We start from the raw sequence: 16,007 nt of genomic DNA on the forward strand, positions 1-16,007 counted from the left end.
ACAAGGCCGCGCCTACAGGTTCCGCGCAAATGCTGGCCCAATGGATACCCACCATGCACGACAACCTCAAGGACTACCCCCAGGTCCGGCAACTGGCGATCCGCTCGCTGTTCGAGATCATCGAGCAGTCCAGCGAGGGCACGGTGATCGTCGACCGCCAGGCGCGCATCGTCTGGATGAACGAGCGCTATGCCCGGCGCTTTGGCCTGGCCGACGCCGCCAGCGCCATCGGCCAACCCTGCGAAGCGGTGATCCCCGGCAGTCTGATGCGCGAGGTGGTCAGCAACGGCAAGCCAATCCTGCTGGACATGCTCGACACCGCCAACGAGCCACTGGTGGTGATGCGCCTGCCGATCCATGACCACCAGGGCGCGCTGATCGGCGCCATCGGCTTCGCCTTGTTCGACGAGCTGCGCAGCCTGTCACCGTTGCTCAAGCGCTATGCGGCCCTGCAGCAGGAGCTGGCCAGCACCCGCTCGCAACTGCGCGCGCGCCAGGCGCGCTACAGCTTCGCCCAGTTCGTCGGCAGCAGCGCTGCGTGCCTTGAGGCCAAGCGCCGGGCCCGACGTGGCGCCGCCAGCGACTCGCCGGTGCTGCTGCTGGGCGAGACCGGCACCGGCAAGGAACTGCTGGCCCATGCCATCCACGCCACCTCGCCACGGGCGCCCAAGGCCTTCGTCAGCATCAACAGCGCGGCGATCCCCGAGACCTTGCTCGAGGCCGAGTTCTTCGGCACCGCCCCCGGCGCCTTCACCGGCGCCGAGCGCAAGGGGCGCAGCGGCAAGCTGCAACTGGCCGAAGGCGGCACGCTGTTTCTGGACGAGATCGGCGACATGCCCCTGGCCTTGCAAAGCAAGCTGCTGCGGGTGCTGCAGGAGAAGGAGTACGAACCGGTGGGCTCCAACCAGATGCTGCGCAGCGATGTGCGGATCATCGCCGCCACCTCCATCGACCTGCAGGCGGCCATGGCCCGTGGGACGTTCCGCGCCGACCTGTACTACCGGCTGAATGTGCTGCCGATCGAGGTGCCGCCGCTGCGCGAGCGCCTGGAGGACCTGCCGGCCTTGTGCGAGGCGATCCTCGCCGAGCTGGGCAGCCAGTATGAGTTGGAACCTGAGGCCCAGGCGCTACTGGGGCGCCATGCCTGGCCGGGGAATATTCGCGAGCTGCGCAATGTGCTGGAGCGCACGACCTTGCTGGCGGACCAGCCACGATTGAGCGCGCAGGACCTGGCCAATGCGCTGGGGCCGATGAGCCCGGTGCAGGTCGCCACGCCAGCTTTGGGCTATCGCGAGGCCTGTGTTCAGTTCGAGCGGGGGTTGATTGTCGATGCCCTTGCGCGCAATGCCGGAAATGTACCGCAGGCTGCGCAGGCATTGGGCTTGGGGCGCTCGACGCTGTACAAGAAAATGGTCGCGCTGGGCATTTCGTCTCAATAAGGGGAATAAAGTCTCCAAACAGAGATGAGCAACCCTGTAGGAGCCGGCTTGCCGGCGAACCAGACAACGCGGTGGATGGCACCGGCTATGCCGGTGTTCGCCGGCAAAGCCGGCGCCTACAGGGGATCGACGAACGTCTCAAGATCGAGACAAATTGGCTGCTCATCAATTATTTTTTCAACAAAATCAAGCAGTTACACAGATGGCACGAATATCGCTAACAGCCGATCCAACCATAAAAACAACAGTTGGAGACCCCCTCGATGACCGTGCTCATCGCCCTCGCCGCCCTTGCCCTGCTGATGGTCGCCGCCTACCGCGGCTACAGCGTCATCCTCTTCGCCCCCATTGCCGCCCTCGGCGCGGTGCTGCTCACTGACCCCGCCGCCGTGGCCCCGGCCTTCACCGGGGTGTTCATGGACAAAATGGTCGGTTTCATCAAGCTGTACTTCCCGGTATTCCTGCTCGGCGCGGTGTTCGGCAAGCTGATCGAGCTGTCGGGCTTCTCCCGTTCGATCGTCGCCGCCGCCATCGGCCTGCTCGGCACCCGCCAGGCGATGCTGGTGATTGTGCTGGTGTGCGCCCTGCTCACCTACGGCGGCGTTTCGCTGTTCGTGGTGGTGTTCGCGGTGTACCCGTTCGCCGCCGAGATGTTCCGCCAAAGCGACATCCCCAAGCGGCTGATCCCGGCAACCATCGCCCTGGGCGCGTTCTCCTTCACCATGGACGCCCTGCCCGGCACCCCGCAGATCCAGAACATCATCCCCAGCAGCTTTTTCAACACCACCGCCTGGGCCGCGCCCTGGCTGGGGTTGATCGGCACGCTGTTCGTGTTCTGCGCCGGCATGCTCTACCTGCAGCGCCAGCGCAACAAGGCCCGGCGCACCGGCGAAGGCTATGGCAGCAACCTGCGCAACGAACCGCAGACCGCCGACGACATCGTGCTGCCCAATCCTTGGCTGGCCCTGGCGCCGCTGATCCTGGTGGGGGTGATGAACCTGCTGTTCACCCACTGGATCCCGCAGTGGTATGGCGCCAGCCACAGCCTGCAACTGCCGGGCATGGGCGCGCCGGTGCAAAGCGATGTGGCCAAGCTCACGGCGATCTGGGCGGTGCAGGCGGCCTTGCTGGTGGGCATCCTGATGGTCCTGGTGTGCGCCTTCGGCACCCTTCGCCAGCACCTGGCCGAAGGTAGCAAAAGCGCCGTGAGCGGCGCCCTGCTGGCGGCCATGAACACCGCCTCGGAATATGGTTTTGGCGCGGTCATCGCCTCGCTACCGGGCTTCCTGGTCCTGGCCGACGCCTTGCGCGGTATTCCCAACCCGCTGGTAAATGAAGCCATTACCGTCACCCTGCTGGCCGGTATCACCGGCTCCGCCTCCGGTGGCATGAGCATCGCCCTGGCGGCCATGGGCGACAGTTTCATCGCCGCGGCCAACGCCGCGCACATTCCGCTGGAGGTGCTGCACCGGGTCGCCGCCATGGCCAGCGGCGGCATGGACACCCTGCCGCACAACGGCGCGGTGATTACCCTGCTGGCGGTGACCGGGCTGACCCACCGCGAGGCCTACAAGGATATTTTCGCCATTACCCTGATCAAGACCCTGGCCGTGTTCGTGGTCATCGCCACGTTCTACGCCACCGGCATCGTCTGAAGGAGAACGACATGACACTCAAAGGCAAGACCGCACTGGTCACCGGTTCCACCAGCGGCATCGGGCTAGGGATCGCCCAGGTGCTCGCCGAGGCCGGCGCGAATATCCTGCTCAACGGCTTCGGCGACCCGGCATCGGCCATCGCCGAAATCGCCCGCCACGGGGTGAAAGTCGCCCATCATCCCGCCGACCTGTCCGATGTCGCGCAGATCGAACAGATGTTCGCCATGGCCGAGCGTGAATTCGGCGCGGTGGACATCCTGGTCAACAATGCCGGCATCCAACATGTGGCGCCGGTCGAACAGTTCCCGGTCGAGGCCTGGGACAAGATCATTGCGTTGAACCTGTCGGCGGTGTTCCATGGCAGCCGCCTGGCCCTGCCGGGCATGCGGGCACGTGGCTGGGGGCGCATCATCAACATCGCCTCGGTGCACGGGCTGGTCGGCTCCACCGGCAAGGCCGCCTATGTCGCGGCCAAGCACGGCGTAATCGGCCTGACCAAGGTGATCGGCCTGGAGACCGCCACCAGCAATGTCACCTGCAACGCCATCTGCCCCGGCTGGGTGCTGACCCCCTTGGTACAGAAACAGATCGATGACCGCGCGGCCAACGGTGGCGATCCGTTGCAAGCGCAACACGACCTGCTGGCAGAGAAGCAACCGTCGCTGGCCTTCGTCACCCCTGGCCATCTGGGCGATCTGGCGCTGTTCCTGTGCAGCGAGGCCGGCAGCCAGGTGCGCGGCGCGGCCTGGAATGTCGATGGCGGTTGGCTGGCGCAGTGAAACGGCTAGAGTGAAAGGAGGATGGCACCGGCCTTGGCCGGCGCCTACCTGCGGCCACCCGACCTTTGAGGGTTCCTGATATGCACGACGTACTCTGGCGCCCCACCACCCGCCAGATCGAAGCCAGCCGGATGGACGCCTTCCGCCGCTGGGTCAACTTGCGTTTCAACCTGCAACTGGGCGACTACCCCGCCCTGCACCGCTGGAGCATCGAGCAGCGCGCGCCGTTCTGGCAGGCCCTGGCCGAATACTTCCAGGTGCGCTGGCATACCCCGCCCAGCAGCACCCTGGTGGAAGGCCCGCGGATGAGCGACGCGCGCTGGTTCACGGGCGCCACCCTGAACTTCGCCGAACACCTGCTGCAACGTCGCGACGACCGCCCGGCCGTGATCGCCGTGGGCGAGGATGGCAGCCGCCACAGCCTCACCCACAACCAGCTGGCCGCCCAGGTGGCCGGGCTGCAACAGGCCCTGCGCCAGCTCGGCATCCAGCCCGGCGATCGCATTGCGGCGGTAATGCCCAATACCTGGCAGACCCTGGTCGCCATGCTCGCCGCCAGCAGCCTTGGGGCGGTGTGGTCCAGCTGCTCGCCGGAGTTCGGCGCCCACGCCATCATCGACCGTTTCAGCCAGATCGCGCCGCGGCTGTTGATCGCCTGCGCCGGCTACCAGTACGCCGGCAAGACCTTCGACCAGGTCGACACGCTCAACCAGGTACTCGCCCAGTTGCCGCAACTGCAGCACCTGCTGGTGCTGCCGCACAGCCGCGCCGCCACCTGTGCCGATGAATTCGGCCCGGTGCCGACCACGCTGTGGAATGACTTCTTCCAGCCCGGTGGCAGCCCGACCTTCGCCGCGCTGCCCTTCGACCACCCGCTGTATATCCTCTACTCCAGCGGCACCACCGGCGTGCCCAAGTGCATCGTCCACCGCGCCGGCGGCGTGCTGTTGCAGCACCTCAAGGAGCACGGCCTGCACAACGACCTGAAGGCCGACGAGGTGTTGTTCTACTACACCACCTGCGGCTGGATGATGTGGAACTGGCTGGTGAGTGGCCTGGCGCTGGGCGCCACCCTGGTGCTGTACGATGGCTCGCCGTTGCACCCTGGGCCCGAGCGCCTGGTGGACCTGATCGACGCCGAAGGCATCCACGCCTTCGGCACCAGCCCCAAGTACCTGGCGGCGCTGGAGCAGGCCGGGATCAAGCCGGCCAGCTCCCATCGGCTGGACAGCCTGCGGCTGATACTGTCCACCGGCTCGCCGCTGTCGCCCCACAGCTACGACTATGTATACCGCCAGTTCAAGGCCGACCTGTGCCTGGCGTCGATGTCCGGGGGGACCGATATCGTCGCCTGCTTCGTGCTCGGCAACCCGTTGCTGGCGGTGCGCCGTGGTGAAATCGCCGGCAAGGGCCTGGGCATGGCGGTGCAGGTGTGGAACGAGCAGGGCCAGCCGGTCACCGGCGAGAAAGGCGAACTGGTGTGCATCCATCCCTTCCCCTCGATGCCCTTGGGCTTCTGGGGCGACCACGATGGCAGCCGCTATCACCAGGCGTACTTCAGCCAGTTCGAGGGGGTCTGGTGCCAGGGCGACTATGCCGAGCAACTGCCGACAGGCGGCCTGGTCATCCATGGCCGCTCCGATGCCGTGCTCAACCCCGGCGGCGTGCGCATCGGCACGGCGGAGATCTACCGGCAGGTGGAGAAGGTCGAGCAAGTGCTGGAAAGCGTGGCCATCGCTCAGGATTGGCAAGGCGACGTGCGCGTGGTGCTGTTCGTGCGCCTGGGTGACGGCCTGCAACTGGACGACGCGCTGCGCCAGCGCATTCGCCAGGTGATCCGCCAGTTCGCCACGCCGCGCCATGTGCCGGCGGTGATCGCCCAGGTCAGCGACATCCCCCGTACCCTCAGCGGCAAGCTGGTGGAGCTGGCGATTCGCAATGTGGTGCACGGCTTACCGGTGAAGAACACCGACGCGCTGGCCAACCCCGAGGCGCTGGAGCAGTTTCGCGACCGTCCGGAACTGCGCTGAGCCGATCGCCAGCGCGCTTGCGCTTGCACCCCGACGCGGCATAATGGCGCCCTTTTTGCGCCGAAACACAGGTACCCCACCATGAAAGCCCAAGCCCGCCACATCCTGGTCAAGACCGCTGAAGAGGCCGAGAAACTCAAGCAGCGCATCGCCAACGGCGAGGCCTTCGACGTGCTGGCGAAGAAGTTCTCCACCTGCCCGTCGGGCAAGCGCGGCGGCGACCTGGGCGAGGTGCGCCCAGGGCAGATGGTCGGCGCCATCGACCAGGTGATCTTCAAGAAGCCCCTGCGCGTGGTGCACGGCCCGATCAAGAGCAAGTTCGGTTACCACCTGGTGCAGACCTTCTATCGCGACTGAGCCCGCCGCTGCAGCAGGGCCGGCGCTTGCTCGCCGCTGGCCACCACCCGTTCCAGCCCCTCCTGCACCCCCAGGCTGGCGCGCTCCATGTCGGCCACGGCCTTGAGCATGGCCGCGGTATCCCCCGCCACATGGGCATTGAGCGCATCGAATGCACCACGGTGCACGGCTGCGTGGGGCGCGTCGATCTCCAGGTAGCCGGCCAGGTGGGCATAGTGCCGGGCGCCATCGCCCTCGCGGTACCACTTGCCCAGGCGGCAGCCGGTGTGGTCGGTGAAGTCCGCCAGCCCCTCCTGCGACACCCCGAACAACACCTTGTACACGCGAAACTTGTAGAGCAGGTGATCGAGCTTGGCCAGCTCGCAGAAACTGCGCAGCGCCGACACCGATGCCGAGCTTTCCGCCACCGTCGACATGTCCAGCAACTGGCGCATGGTACTGGCCGCAGACTGGCCCACGGCACTGTAGGACGACGACTGTTCGGCCAGGCTGGCAATGTGGCCGCGGCTTTGCGCACTGTCGGCACGAATCGCCGAGACCAGCGTGCCGATTTCGGCGGTGGCGTCGGCCGTACGCCGGGCCAGGGTCCGGACTTCGTCGGCCACCACGGCAAAACCGCGCCCGGCATCACCGGCCCGCGCCGCCTCGATGGCCGCGTTCAGGGCGAGCAGGTTGGTCTGGTCCGCCACCTCGCGGATGATTTCCAGCACACCACCAACCTGCTGGGCCTGGTGGTCGAGCTTGCCGACCTTTTCCGATGCCTCGCCAGAAGCATCGGCCAGTTGCTCAAGGTTGTCGGCGATCGCATCGATGCTGCTCTGGTTGTTGCTGGCGATGCCCTGGATGCGAATGGCGTACTCGCGCTCCTGCTCCATGCTGTGGGCCAGGCTGGCGAACGAGGTCTGGGTCATTTCCAGGGACTGCGAGAACGCCGACAGGTTGCCCGCCAGACGGGTGAGCACCTGGTTCTCCTGCGACAACAGGGTGGCCTGCGCCTCGGCGGCGGCGGCACGCTGTTGCGCTTCGGCCAGTTGCTCGCGCACCTGTTGCAAGGCGTTGTTCAGGTCGTTGATGTGCTTATCCTGCTGGCCTGCTTTGTTCCACCACTTCACACTTGGCTCCTGGGACGCGCCCACCGCTTGATGCCCGACACCGCTGCGGGCATTAACCGTTAAAGCTCCCAGCATCCGGGCAACGGCACAAGCATCACCTGGCGGTTAAAACAGCGGATCAGCCCGTCAGCGGCGCGCGGCCAACAGGCCCAGGCCCGCGCAGCCCAGCAACGAAGCACTGACCCGGTTGAACAGCCGGCGCGGCCCGGGCCGCTCGAACCAGCGTTGCAGGTAGGCACCGAGCCCGGCATAGATGGCAATGGCCGCCCACTCCAGCAACAGGAACAATGCGCCCAGTTGCAGGAACTGCTCGCCGACCGGGACGGTGCTGCCCACCGCAACGAACTGCGGCAGGAACGCGGTGAAGATCAGGATGGCCTTGGGGTTGCCCGCCGCCACCCAGAACTCCTGGCGCGCCAGCTTCCAGGTGCCGCGAGGCTGCTCGCCAGTGCCTGCGGCCTGCGCCAGCGGTGCCCGCCACAACTGCCAGGCGATGTAGAACAAGTAGCCGGCGCCCAGCACCTTGATCGCCAGGAACAGGTATTCGCTGGTATGCAGCACCACTGCCAGGCCCATGGCCGCCAGGGCGATCATGCCGCTGAAGGCCAGCAGGCGCCCGGCACCAGCCACGCAGGCGGTGCGCAGGCCATAGCGGCTGGCGTTGTGCAGCGACAGCAGGTTGTTCGGCCCGGGGGCCATGTTCAGGGCAAAACAGGCAGGGATGAACAGCAGCAGGCTCGACAGGTCCATTCTTATTCTCCTTCGCGGGCTCGCAGCGTCGCGCCCGTCGGGTCGCCGCGTCAAGCACAGCGACGCGCCGAATGACCGGCACAGTGGCCAGCAGGTAGACTGCGATTTTCCGCCAGCCTCCAGGTCGCCGGCCATGTCCCCTCACCGCAGCGAAATCTGGCACGACCCGGCGCTGCCCTACGTCGAAAGCCGCCGCGCCTGCCAAAGCCGTGCCTGTTACCGCGCCCATAGCCACCCGAGTTTGTCCATCGGCGCGGTGGACGCCGGGTTCAGCCGTTTTACCGGCGCCGGTGAGGGTGAGGTGCGGCTGACGCCGGGCACCTTGGTGCTGGTGCCTGCCGAGCGGGTGCATGCTTGCAATCCCGAGCCGGGACAGGCCTGGAGCTACCAGATGCTGCACCTGGATGCCCAATGGCTGGGCAACCTGCGCCTGGAGTCTGGGGTGGCCGCCGCGCAGCCGGGGGCCGTGGCACGGATCGTGCGATCGAGGGCTGTCTACCGGCAGTTCTGTGCACTCAATGCGCTGCTGTTTTCGGCGGTGCCGCCGCTTGCGAAAGAGGCCGCGCTGGTGGCGTTCATCGGCGACCAGGACTTTGCCGCGCACCCGGCCCTGCTGCCGGCGCCAGCGCTGCAACCGTCGCTGCTGGGCGAACTGCTGGGGCGGCTCGAGGCGCAGGCGCTGGACGGGGTGAACCTGGGGCAGTTGGCCGAGCAGGCCGGCATGGGGCGTTACCAGCTGATTCGCGCCTTTGCCGCCGCCACAGGGCTGACGCCCCATGCTTACCTGCTTAACGCCCGGGTGAACCAGGCGCGCAGGCTGTTGCGCCAGGGGCAGGCGTTGGCGGAGGTTGCCTACCGCCTGGGGTTTGCCGACCAGGCGCATTTCCAGCGGGTATTCAAGGCCCATGCGGGGGTGACGCCTGGGGTGTATCGGGCATCCGCCATTCCCCCAGGCGCCGCGATGACGGGCAGCGGCCCGTAGGCGCCAGCCTTGCTGGCGAACCAGGCGCCGCGGTGCTTGGCACCGGCTGTGCCGGTGTTCGCCGGCAAGCCGGCTCCTACCCTGATTGCGACCTGCCTGGCCCGTAGGAGCCAGCCTTGCTGGCGAACCAAGCGCCGCGGTGGATGGCACCGGCTGCGCCGGTGTTCGCCGGCAATGCCGGCTCCTACGCCGATTACAGCCTGCAACCCCCGTAGGAGCCAGCCTTGCTGGCGAACCAGGCGCCGCGGTGGATGGCACCGGCTGCGCCGGTGTTCGCCGGCAAGGCCGGCTCCTACGCCGATTACGGCCTGCACACCCGTAGGCGCCAGCCTTGCTGGCGAACCAGGCGCCGCGGTGGATGGCACCGGCTGCGCCGGTGTTCGCCGGCAAGCCGGCTCCTACGCCGATTACGGCCTGCAACACCCGTAGGCGCCAGCCTTGCTAGCGAACCAGGCGCCGCGGTGGATGGCACCGGCTGCGCCGGTGTTCGCCGGCAAGCCGGCTCCTACGTCGATTACGGCCTGCAACACCCGTAGGCGCCAGCCTTGCTGGCGAACCAGGCGCCGCGGTGGATGGCACCGGCCATGCCGGTGTTCGCCGGCAAGCCGGCTCCTACGCCGATTACGGCCTGCAACACCCGTAGCCAGCCTTGCTGGCGAACCAGGCGCCGCGCGGCCTCAGGCCTTGATCACGATGGTGTTGGCCAGCATGTCGCCCAGCCGCTTGCGCGAGCCGAAGAAGATGAAGATCCAGTCGAAGATGCTCAGGAACGGCGTCGTGATGTTACGCACGAACGACTGCCCAAGGCTGCAATTGAGGTAGCTGCGTTCGTCCACCACACAGATCCCCAACAGTTTCTTGCCCACGCTCTGGCCATTGGGCAAGGCATCGGAGAACAGGTAGTACGCCAGCGGCACCCCCAGCGCGAGCAACGTGGCCATCTGCTCGGGCAGCGGCAAGAACTCGACGACCCTGAAGGTCACGAAGAAAATCGCGTAGGTAACCAGCACATCGATCATCTGCCCGCCCCAGCGTCGGCCCAAGCCAGCAAGGTTCTTGGGTTTCTGATAGGTGGTCGGGGTATCGGAACTGCTCATGAATCCATTCCATTGCAAGGGGTGAGCCCTTGTATCGGCCAGTTTTCGCGCGGGTTTAGCGCCGTATCAGTGCCCTTGCAATAATCTTCAATACCCCGCGTTCGAGCACCGCCAGACTGCGGTTTTGCCTGCAAGGAAACCGCCCCATGCAACAGTTCCTGATCATCGCCGCCGCCCACTTCCTCGCCCTGCTCTCCCCCGGCCCGGACTTCTTCCTGATCGCCCGCGCCGCTGCCAGCGCAGGATGGCGCGTGGCCAGCGGCGCCTGCCTGGGAGTGGCGCTGGCCAACGGCGTGTTCATTGCCGCAGCCTTTGCCGGGGTGTCGTTTCTGCAGGCCGGCAGCGCCCTGTTCATCACCTTGCAACTGGTCGGCTGCGCCTACCTGCTGTACATCGGCCAACTGTTTTTACGTCATGCCGGGCACAGCCGCCTGGAACCAGGCCAAGGCCCGGCAACGGCCACGGGGTGGCTGGGCAACCTGGGCATGGGCTTTGCCTCGGGCATCCTCAACCCCAAGAACGCCCTGTTCTACGCCAGCCTGGCGAGCATGGTCGCCGGCAGCGCCGCCCTGGTGAAGCTGGCCTATGGCAGCTGGATGTTCAGTGCCGTGCTGCTCTGGGACCTGCTGGTGGCCATGGCCATCGGCAACCACCGGGTGCTACGCCGCTTCGGCCTGGCCCTGCCCTGGCTGGAACGGGCTTCGGGGATATTGCTGATGCTGCTCGCCGCTGGCGTGCTCATGCATCTGCTGTGGGGCTGACCACGGTCAGGCTGGCAAGGTCCAGCAGGCTGAAACAGCCACTGCTCCAGCCACGGGTGTCCAGGTGCCAGACATTGCCCAGCACCTTGACCGCAGGCACCGGCGTATGGCCGACCAGCAAGGCGCGCAACCCCTGCACAGGCGTGCTGTCTGCTGTCTGCAGGCGCCGCCGCGACCACTGACACACTTCCCGAACCGCCGCATCGTCCAGCCCCTCGGGCACCTGCGCCCAGTCGCTGAAGGGGCTGTCGGCGTGCAGCAAGCCAACCGGGCCGTCGGCGGTTTCGACCTGCAGTGCGACGGGCAGTTGCTGGAACGCCTCGACAAAAGGCCGCTGCGCCTGCGCTGGTAGATCGAGGAACCAGCCGCCACCGACAGCGCGGTAGGTTTCCAGGTCGACGCGACCGCCGCACAGGTGATTGATCGCCAGCGTCTCGTGGTTACCCTGCACGGCATGGAACCAGGGCTTGGCCAGCCACGCCAAAACCTGCAGGCTGTCCGGGCCACGGTCGACCAGGTCCCCCACGCTGAACAGGCGATCGAGCGCAGGATCGAACCCCACCGCGTCCAGGCAGGCCTGTAAACGCCCGAAATGCCCATGGATGTCCCCCACGGCCAGATCGCGCCCCCGGGTATTGGCGGCTAGCCGCCGAAAAGCGTTCATTGCATCGTTCCTCTGCTACGGTCGCGACAGCGGCGTAAAATAGACAGGCAAGCCGTCCGCACCCGGAGGTGCATCATGCGTACCGCCCTGGCCTGTAGCCTGCTGATGGTGCTGGCATTCGACAGCATGGCACAGGGCACCCCGACCGCGCAGGTCGAGGTGCGTTTCGACCACCCGCAACGCTTTCGCGACGCCAGCCTCGACAGCCCCGGCTATTCACGCGGCGCCGACCCGCAAGTGCTCGAGGCCCTCCGCCAGCACTTGCACAAACTCGGCCAGCGCTACTTGCGTCCCGGGCAGCACCTGCTCATCGATATCCGCGACATCGACCTGGCCGGACGCTTCGAGCCCTGGCACGGCAATGCCTACGATGTGCGTTTCATGCGCGATATCACCTGGCCGAGCATCGACCTGAGCTACACACTGGAGCAACCTGGACAAGCGCCGCAAAAGGCCGAAGAGCGCCTGAGCGACAAGATGTACCTCAGCCGACCGGGGCGTCTTGGCAGCAGTGACCAGCTGTTTGCCGAAAAAGCCATGCTCGACGACTGGTTCCGCCTGCGCTTCGCCAGGCCTGCGTCCTGACGGTCAGACGCGCAACCGACGCAGGGCGATCGGCGCGATCAAACGGTGAAATGGCGCCACCGGCAGCATGTACAGCCGCCCCAGCCAATTGTGGGTGCGCACCACCGTACTGACCCGTACTTCGCACTGGCCTGCGGCGAGCGGGCGGCGCAGCAGGGCGATATGCACGTCCAGGTGACGGTCGCAATCGGCGAGCAGCACCTCGTGCGCCTGGTTGGCGAGCAAGGTGAAGATCCCCACCCGCTCGCCCGGCTGGTAGCTGTCGGCGTCACGGACGGGATCGATGGCGGTCAGACGCCCGAGGTCCTTGAGGCCCAATGGCGCCACCAGACGGTTGCGCACTGCCATCAGCTGGTCGATCCAGCCCGGCATGTCGGCCATCAGCCGCAAGAACAGGGCCATGGCCGGCTGCTGCTCATCGGCGAGGACGATAGCCCGACAATGGCGAAAACTGGCCTGGGCCGCATGCGCGGCGATGAGTGAGTCGGCGGGAATGGTGGCGGTACGGGTCATCGATGCTCTTCCATGAAATCCAAGCCTGGCGCCTGGTGAAGGCGGCTGCGCCGATAGTATCCTCGGGGCTTGTCTCAACGCCAAGGAAGCGGCGACATGAAATACCTGTTGTTGACCCTGACCAGCTACGGCGCCAGCTACTACCTGGTGGGCTTGTTGATCCGCGGGCGCCTGGCCGACCTGGCCGAAGGCCTGCGCCACCGCCCTGACGCGCCGCCAGCTGGGCAGTACCTGCGGGAAGTCGAGGAACATGCGCGGCGTGCCCATCGGCACTACAGCCTGTTTGTCGGCACGGCTTCGACCTTGCTGCTGGTGAGCCTGGCGGCCTGGCTCGGCTGAACACCTGGCTCAGAACGCCAACGCCAGGCTTTGCCGCCCCTCGAGCGCCAGCAGGTACTGCTTGGCCGGCAGGCCGCCGGCAAACCCGGTGAGGCTGCCCGAAGCGCCGATCACCCGATGGCACGGGGCGATGATCGAGATCGGGTTGCGCCCGTTGGCCGCGCCCACCGCCCGCACCGCGCTGGGGTGGCCGATCTGCTGGGCGATATCGCGGTAGCTGCGGGTCTGGCCAAAGGGGATGCTCAGCAGCGCCGCCCATACCTGGCGCTGAAATGCCGTGCCGGCGAAATCCAGCGCGAGGTCGAAGCGTTGGCGCTGCCCGGCGAAGTACTCGCCCAACTGCCGGGCCGTTTCCCGCAAGGTCGGGTGCTGGTCGTCGCGATGCAGCGCGCCCAGGCGCACCCGGTTCTCTCGCTCCTGCTCCCACAGCACGGCCGCCAGGCATTCGCCGCGCGCGACCAGGGTGAGGGTGCCGACCGGCGATTGCAGCAAGGTGAAGGCACAGGACATGGACAGGCTCCGGGCAGTGGCTGATCGAGGCACTCTACCCAGGCCGGGGTGGATGCGCACTCGGTTTCTTGCTCTGGCAGCGTTTCTTGGTCGCGCCGTACACTAGTGTGGTGTTTTGCAAATACGACCAATAATTCGCGAGTGATTTTTGTGCCCAAGCAAGGCGTCGCGACGAGTCGTAGCCCAGCTACGGCGAGGAGCGACAACGCAGCATGGGCGCAAAAAGCACCGTGAATTGTGGTCGTTATTTGTGAAACACCACACTAGCTTGCCACTGGTCTTGCCAAGGATGAATAAAGTGCCCTCGCCCAACCCGCAGATTACCCTCGAACGCTTTGCCGAAGCCCATGTGCCAGGCGTCACCGCGCTGTACAACGAAGCGGCGGTATGCCGCCAGGTCCTGCAGATGCCTTTTCAGGCGGCCGATGCCTGGCGCAGGCGCCTGACAGGGGACAGCGAACGGCACTTGCAATTGGTGGCGCTGCACCAGGGCCAGGTCATCGGCAATATCGGCCTCGAGCAAGTGAGCCGGGTGCGGCGCATGCATGCCGGCGTGCTGGGCATGGGCGTTGCCACGGCCTGGCAGGGCCAGGGCATCGGCTCACGGCTGTTGGCGGGCGCACTGGAGGTTGCCGACAACTGGATGAACCTGGCGCGCCTCGAGCTCACCGTCTATGCCGACAATGAAGCCGCCCAGGCGCTGTACCGCAAGTTCGGCTTCGAGGTCGAGGGCCGTCTGCGCGACTATGCGGTGCGCGACGGCCAGCTGGTCGATGCCCTGTACATGGCGCGGTTGCGCCGCCCGGCGGCGCCTCAATCGAAGAACTGCATGCCCTCGTAGGGCTTGGCCCGGCAAGCCGCCAGCCTGGAGCGCAGGTCACCGACATGGGCTTCGAGCTGGTGGCCGTCAGGGTCGAGAAAGTACAGCGACTCGCCCTCGCTGGTGTCCTGCTTCCACAGCGCTACACCGGCCTCGCGCAAGCGTTGCGCGAAAGCGCTGAAGTGCTGCTGGGTGATCGAGAACGCATAGTGGGTGTAGTTGCGCTGCAGGTCTTGGGCCTGGACCTGGTCGAGCGCCAGGCACAGCCACAGATCCCCCAGGCTCAGGTAGGCGCCCCGGGCCCAACGAGCCTCGAGCCTGAAGCCCAGCACCTGGTGGTAGAAATCGACACTGCGCGGCAATTGAGCGACCGCCAGGGTCAGGTGATTGAAACCGGCCAGCATGGCAAATCCCTGTAGGAGCCGGACTTGCCGGCGAGGCTGACCACGCGCCCTGGCGTGTTCGCCGCGACTTTACCCAGAGGAGGGTTCACCAAACAAGCCGTTTCACCCCCGCCCCTCATGACGCAACGCCGCTCATGCAATATTTGGCAACATCCTCGCGGCCTGCCACCATGAAACCGAACGGATCCAATGCTGTCCCATTGCCATCGGTAACGGCAGAGGTTGTTGCAACGGGCCAGCCCCGGACGGCCTCGAGCCCTGGGTTACCGGCGGGTGCAGCAAATGCCGCCCTTTATTTTTCAAGGCTGAAAAGAGCGAATCATGAAACAGAATCTTCTCCTCGTGGCCGTGTGTGCCGCCCTCCTCCAGGCCTGCACTTCGGCTTCCACCCCACACGAAGGATCGCCCTCGATGCCTGCAACCAGCGCCACTGTCGCCACCCAGCCGGCACTCCCGGCCTATTACTGGACCCTGGTGTCGGCCACCGACGCCTCGGGCAAGCCCATCGCCGCCCTGGCCAAGGGTGTCGAGCGCAAGTTGCGGCTGACCTTCGGCGAACAGAACCTGAACATCAGCGGCGGCTGCAACGGCCAGTTCGGTGGCTACAGCTACCAGGACGGCGTGCTCAAGGTGCAGTCCCTCGCCTCGACCCTGATGGCGTGCGAAAAGAGCCTGATGGACCTGGACGCCCAGATCGGCCGCCTGCTTAAAGGTGACCTGCGTACCGCCATCAGCGGCCAGACTCCGGAGCCAGTGCTGCAGCTGACCACCCAGGACGGCGCGGTCCTCAAGTTCCAGGGCGAGGCCACCCCAGAGACCCGCTACGGCAGCAAGGGCGAGATCAAGTTCCTGGAAGTGGCCGCCAAGACCGTCAAGTGCAGCCACCCGCTGATCCCGAACTACCAGTGCCTGCAAGTGCGCGAGCGCCGCTATGACGACGCCGGCCTGCAACTGCCGACCCAGGACACCTGGCACCCGCTGTACCAGTCCATCGAGGGCTATGAGCACCAGGACGGTGTGCGCAACGTATTGCGGGTGAAGCAGTACGCGTGGAAGAACGCCCCCGCCGACGCACCCTCGCAGGTCTATGTCCTGGACCTGGTGGTCGAGCAGGACGCTTCGGGCAAGCGTTGACAGCCCCCCGGCAGGCCATCGTCCATGGCCTGCCGCCTCACCCCGCGGGCAATGAGCGGGGTCACCTGTGCGG

General features: G+C 66.3%; 18 protein-coding genes and 1 pseudogene. 11 read left to right on the forward strand and 8 right to left on the reverse strand.

Translation table 11 applies throughout. The features are described from left to right. Positions 1–53: 53 nt before the first annotated feature. The 5 genes from KSS95_RS15900 to KSS95_RS15920 all read left to right on the forward strand — a co-directional run bounded on the left by KSS95_RS15900 (position 54) and on the right by KSS95_RS15920 (position 6,263). A complete protein-coding gene (locus tag KSS95_RS15900) occupies positions 54–1,439 on the forward strand; it encodes a sigma-54 interaction domain-containing protein (RefSeq protein WP_217848030.1) in 1,386 nt (461 codons plus the stop codon). Positions 1,440–1,702: 263 nt separating this feature from the next. Further along, on the forward strand, positions 1,703–3,094 hold the full coding sequence (locus KSS95_RS15905; protein WP_217848031.1) for a GntP family permease: 1,392 nt from the start codon (positions 1,703–1,705) through the stop codon (positions 3,092–3,094). 11 nt (positions 3,095–3,105) lie between these two features. Further along, positions 3,106–3,876, forward strand: a complete 771-nt coding sequence (gene hbdH / locus KSS95_RS15910; protein ID WP_217848032.1) for a 3-hydroxybutyrate dehydrogenase — start codon at positions 3,106–3,108, stop codon at positions 3,874–3,876. A gap of 80 nt (positions 3,877–3,956) precedes the next feature. Beyond that, the gene (locus tag KSS95_RS15915; protein WP_217848033.1) at positions 3,957–5,906 is read left to right on the forward strand and encodes an acetoacetate--CoA ligase; all 1,950 of its coding nucleotides are present in this window, start codon (positions 3,957–3,959) and stop codon (positions 5,904–5,906) included. An 81-nt stretch (positions 5,907–5,987) separates the two neighbouring features. Then, positions 5,988–6,263: a peptidylprolyl isomerase gene (locus tag KSS95_RS15920; RefSeq protein ID WP_133323846.1), complete on the forward strand. Its 276-nt coding sequence runs from the start codon at positions 5,988–5,990 to the stop codon at positions 6,261–6,263. On the opposite strand, the gene KSS95_RS24835 is transcribed toward KSS95_RS15920, so the two are convergent. From KSS95_RS24835 to KSS95_RS15930, 3 genes and pseudogenes are all read right to left on the reverse strand, one after another. Then, complete coding sequence (locus tag KSS95_RS24835; protein ID WP_437179617.1) at positions 6,251–6,697, reverse strand: CZB domain-containing protein; 447 nt, start codon at positions 6,695–6,697, stop codon at positions 6,251–6,253. The two genes, KSS95_RS15920 and KSS95_RS24835, sit on opposite strands and share 13 nt — an antisense overlap. Positions 6,698–6,730: 33 nt before the next feature. Further along, positions 6,731–6,970, reverse strand: a pseudogene (locus KSS95_RS24840) (methyl-accepting chemotaxis protein); the annotation flags it as partial. Between the two features lie 531 nt (positions 6,971–7,501). Continuing rightward, positions 7,502–8,125 (reverse strand): LysE family translocator, encoded by a 624-nt coding sequence (locus tag KSS95_RS15930; protein WP_217848035.1) that lies wholly within the window; start codon positions 8,123–8,125, stop codon positions 7,502–7,504. 133 nt (positions 8,126–8,258) lie between these two features. Between KSS95_RS15930 and KSS95_RS15935 the strand changes: the two genes are divergently transcribed. Further along, positions 8,259–9,107 carry a helix-turn-helix transcriptional regulator gene (locus KSS95_RS15935; protein ID WP_217848036.1) on the forward strand — a complete coding sequence of 283 codons (849 nt, stop codon included), beginning with the start codon at positions 8,259–8,261 and terminating at the stop codon, positions 9,105–9,107. Between the two features lie 677 nt (positions 9,108–9,784). Here KSS95_RS15935 and KSS95_RS15940 read toward each other — a convergent pair. Next, positions 9,785–10,204, reverse strand: a complete 420-nt coding sequence (locus tag KSS95_RS15940) for an RDD family protein (RefSeq protein WP_217848037.1) — start codon at positions 10,202–10,204, stop codon at positions 9,785–9,787. 146 nt (positions 10,205–10,350) lie between these two features. On the opposite strand from KSS95_RS15940, the gene KSS95_RS15945 reads away from it, so the two are divergent. After that, positions 10,351–10,965 carry a LysE family translocator gene (locus KSS95_RS15945; RefSeq protein WP_217848038.1) on the forward strand — a complete coding sequence of 205 codons (615 nt, stop codon included), beginning with the start codon at positions 10,351–10,353 and terminating at the stop codon, positions 10,963–10,965. Here KSS95_RS15945 and KSS95_RS15950 read toward each other — a convergent pair. After that, on the reverse strand, positions 10,943–11,629 hold the full coding sequence (locus KSS95_RS15950) for a metallophosphoesterase (RefSeq protein WP_217848039.1): 687 nt from the start codon (positions 11,627–11,629) through the stop codon (positions 10,943–10,945). The two genes, KSS95_RS15945 and KSS95_RS15950, sit on opposite strands and share 23 nt — an antisense overlap. Before the next feature lie 75 nt (positions 11,630–11,704). Here KSS95_RS15950 and KSS95_RS15955 point away from each other — a divergent pair, with 75 nt between their 5' ends. Then, entirely contained in the window at positions 11,705–12,214 is a 510-nt protein-coding gene (locus KSS95_RS15955) for a DUF3016 domain-containing protein (protein ID WP_217848040.1), read from the forward strand. Positions 12,215–12,217: 3 nt separating this feature from the next. Here the strand turns inward: KSS95_RS15955 and KSS95_RS15960 are convergent, their stop codons facing one another. Then, positions 12,218–12,727 (reverse strand): DUF2867 domain-containing protein, encoded by a 510-nt coding sequence (locus KSS95_RS15960; RefSeq protein WP_217848041.1) that lies wholly within the window; start codon positions 12,725–12,727, stop codon positions 12,218–12,220. Between the two features lie 96 nt (positions 12,728–12,823). Between KSS95_RS15960 and KSS95_RS15965 the strand changes: the two genes are divergently transcribed. Next, entirely contained in the window at positions 12,824–13,066 is a 243-nt protein-coding gene (locus KSS95_RS15965; RefSeq protein ID WP_217848042.1) for a hypothetical protein, read from the forward strand. Between the two features lie 9 nt (positions 13,067–13,075). Here the strand turns inward: KSS95_RS15965 and KSS95_RS15970 are convergent, their stop codons facing one another. Next, the gene (locus KSS95_RS15970) at positions 13,076–13,576 is read right to left on the reverse strand and encodes a methylated-DNA--[protein]-cysteine S-methyltransferase (protein WP_217848043.1); all 501 of its coding nucleotides are present in this window, start codon (positions 13,574–13,576) and stop codon (positions 13,076–13,078) included. A gap of 289 nt (positions 13,577–13,865) precedes the next feature. Between KSS95_RS15970 and KSS95_RS15975 the strand changes: the two genes are divergently transcribed. Then, positions 13,866–14,417 carry a GNAT family N-acetyltransferase gene (locus KSS95_RS15975; protein WP_437179552.1) on the forward strand — a complete coding sequence of 184 codons (552 nt, stop codon included), beginning with the start codon at positions 13,866–13,868 and terminating at the stop codon, positions 14,415–14,417. Here KSS95_RS15975 and fos read toward each other — a convergent pair. Continuing rightward, complete coding sequence (fos, locus tag KSS95_RS15980) at positions 14,390–14,800, reverse strand: fosfomycin resistance glutathione transferase (RefSeq protein WP_217848044.1); 411 nt, start codon at positions 14,798–14,800, stop codon at positions 14,390–14,392. The two genes, KSS95_RS15975 and fos, sit on opposite strands and share 28 nt — an antisense overlap. A gap of 411 nt (positions 14,801–15,211) precedes the next feature. Here fos and KSS95_RS15985 point away from each other — a divergent pair, with 411 nt between their 5' ends. Next, positions 15,212–15,934 (forward strand): META and DUF4377 domain-containing protein, encoded by a 723-nt coding sequence (locus KSS95_RS15985; RefSeq protein ID WP_225935513.1) that lies wholly within the window; start codon positions 15,212–15,214, stop codon positions 15,932–15,934. The last annotated feature ends 73 nt before the right edge of the window (positions 15,935–16,007 follow it).

Origin of the sequence: Pseudomonas muyukensis (genome assembly GCF_019139535.1) — a bacterium.
Classification (GTDB): domain Bacteria; phylum Pseudomonadota; class Gammaproteobacteria; order Pseudomonadales; family Pseudomonadaceae; genus Aquipseudomonas; species Aquipseudomonas muyukensis.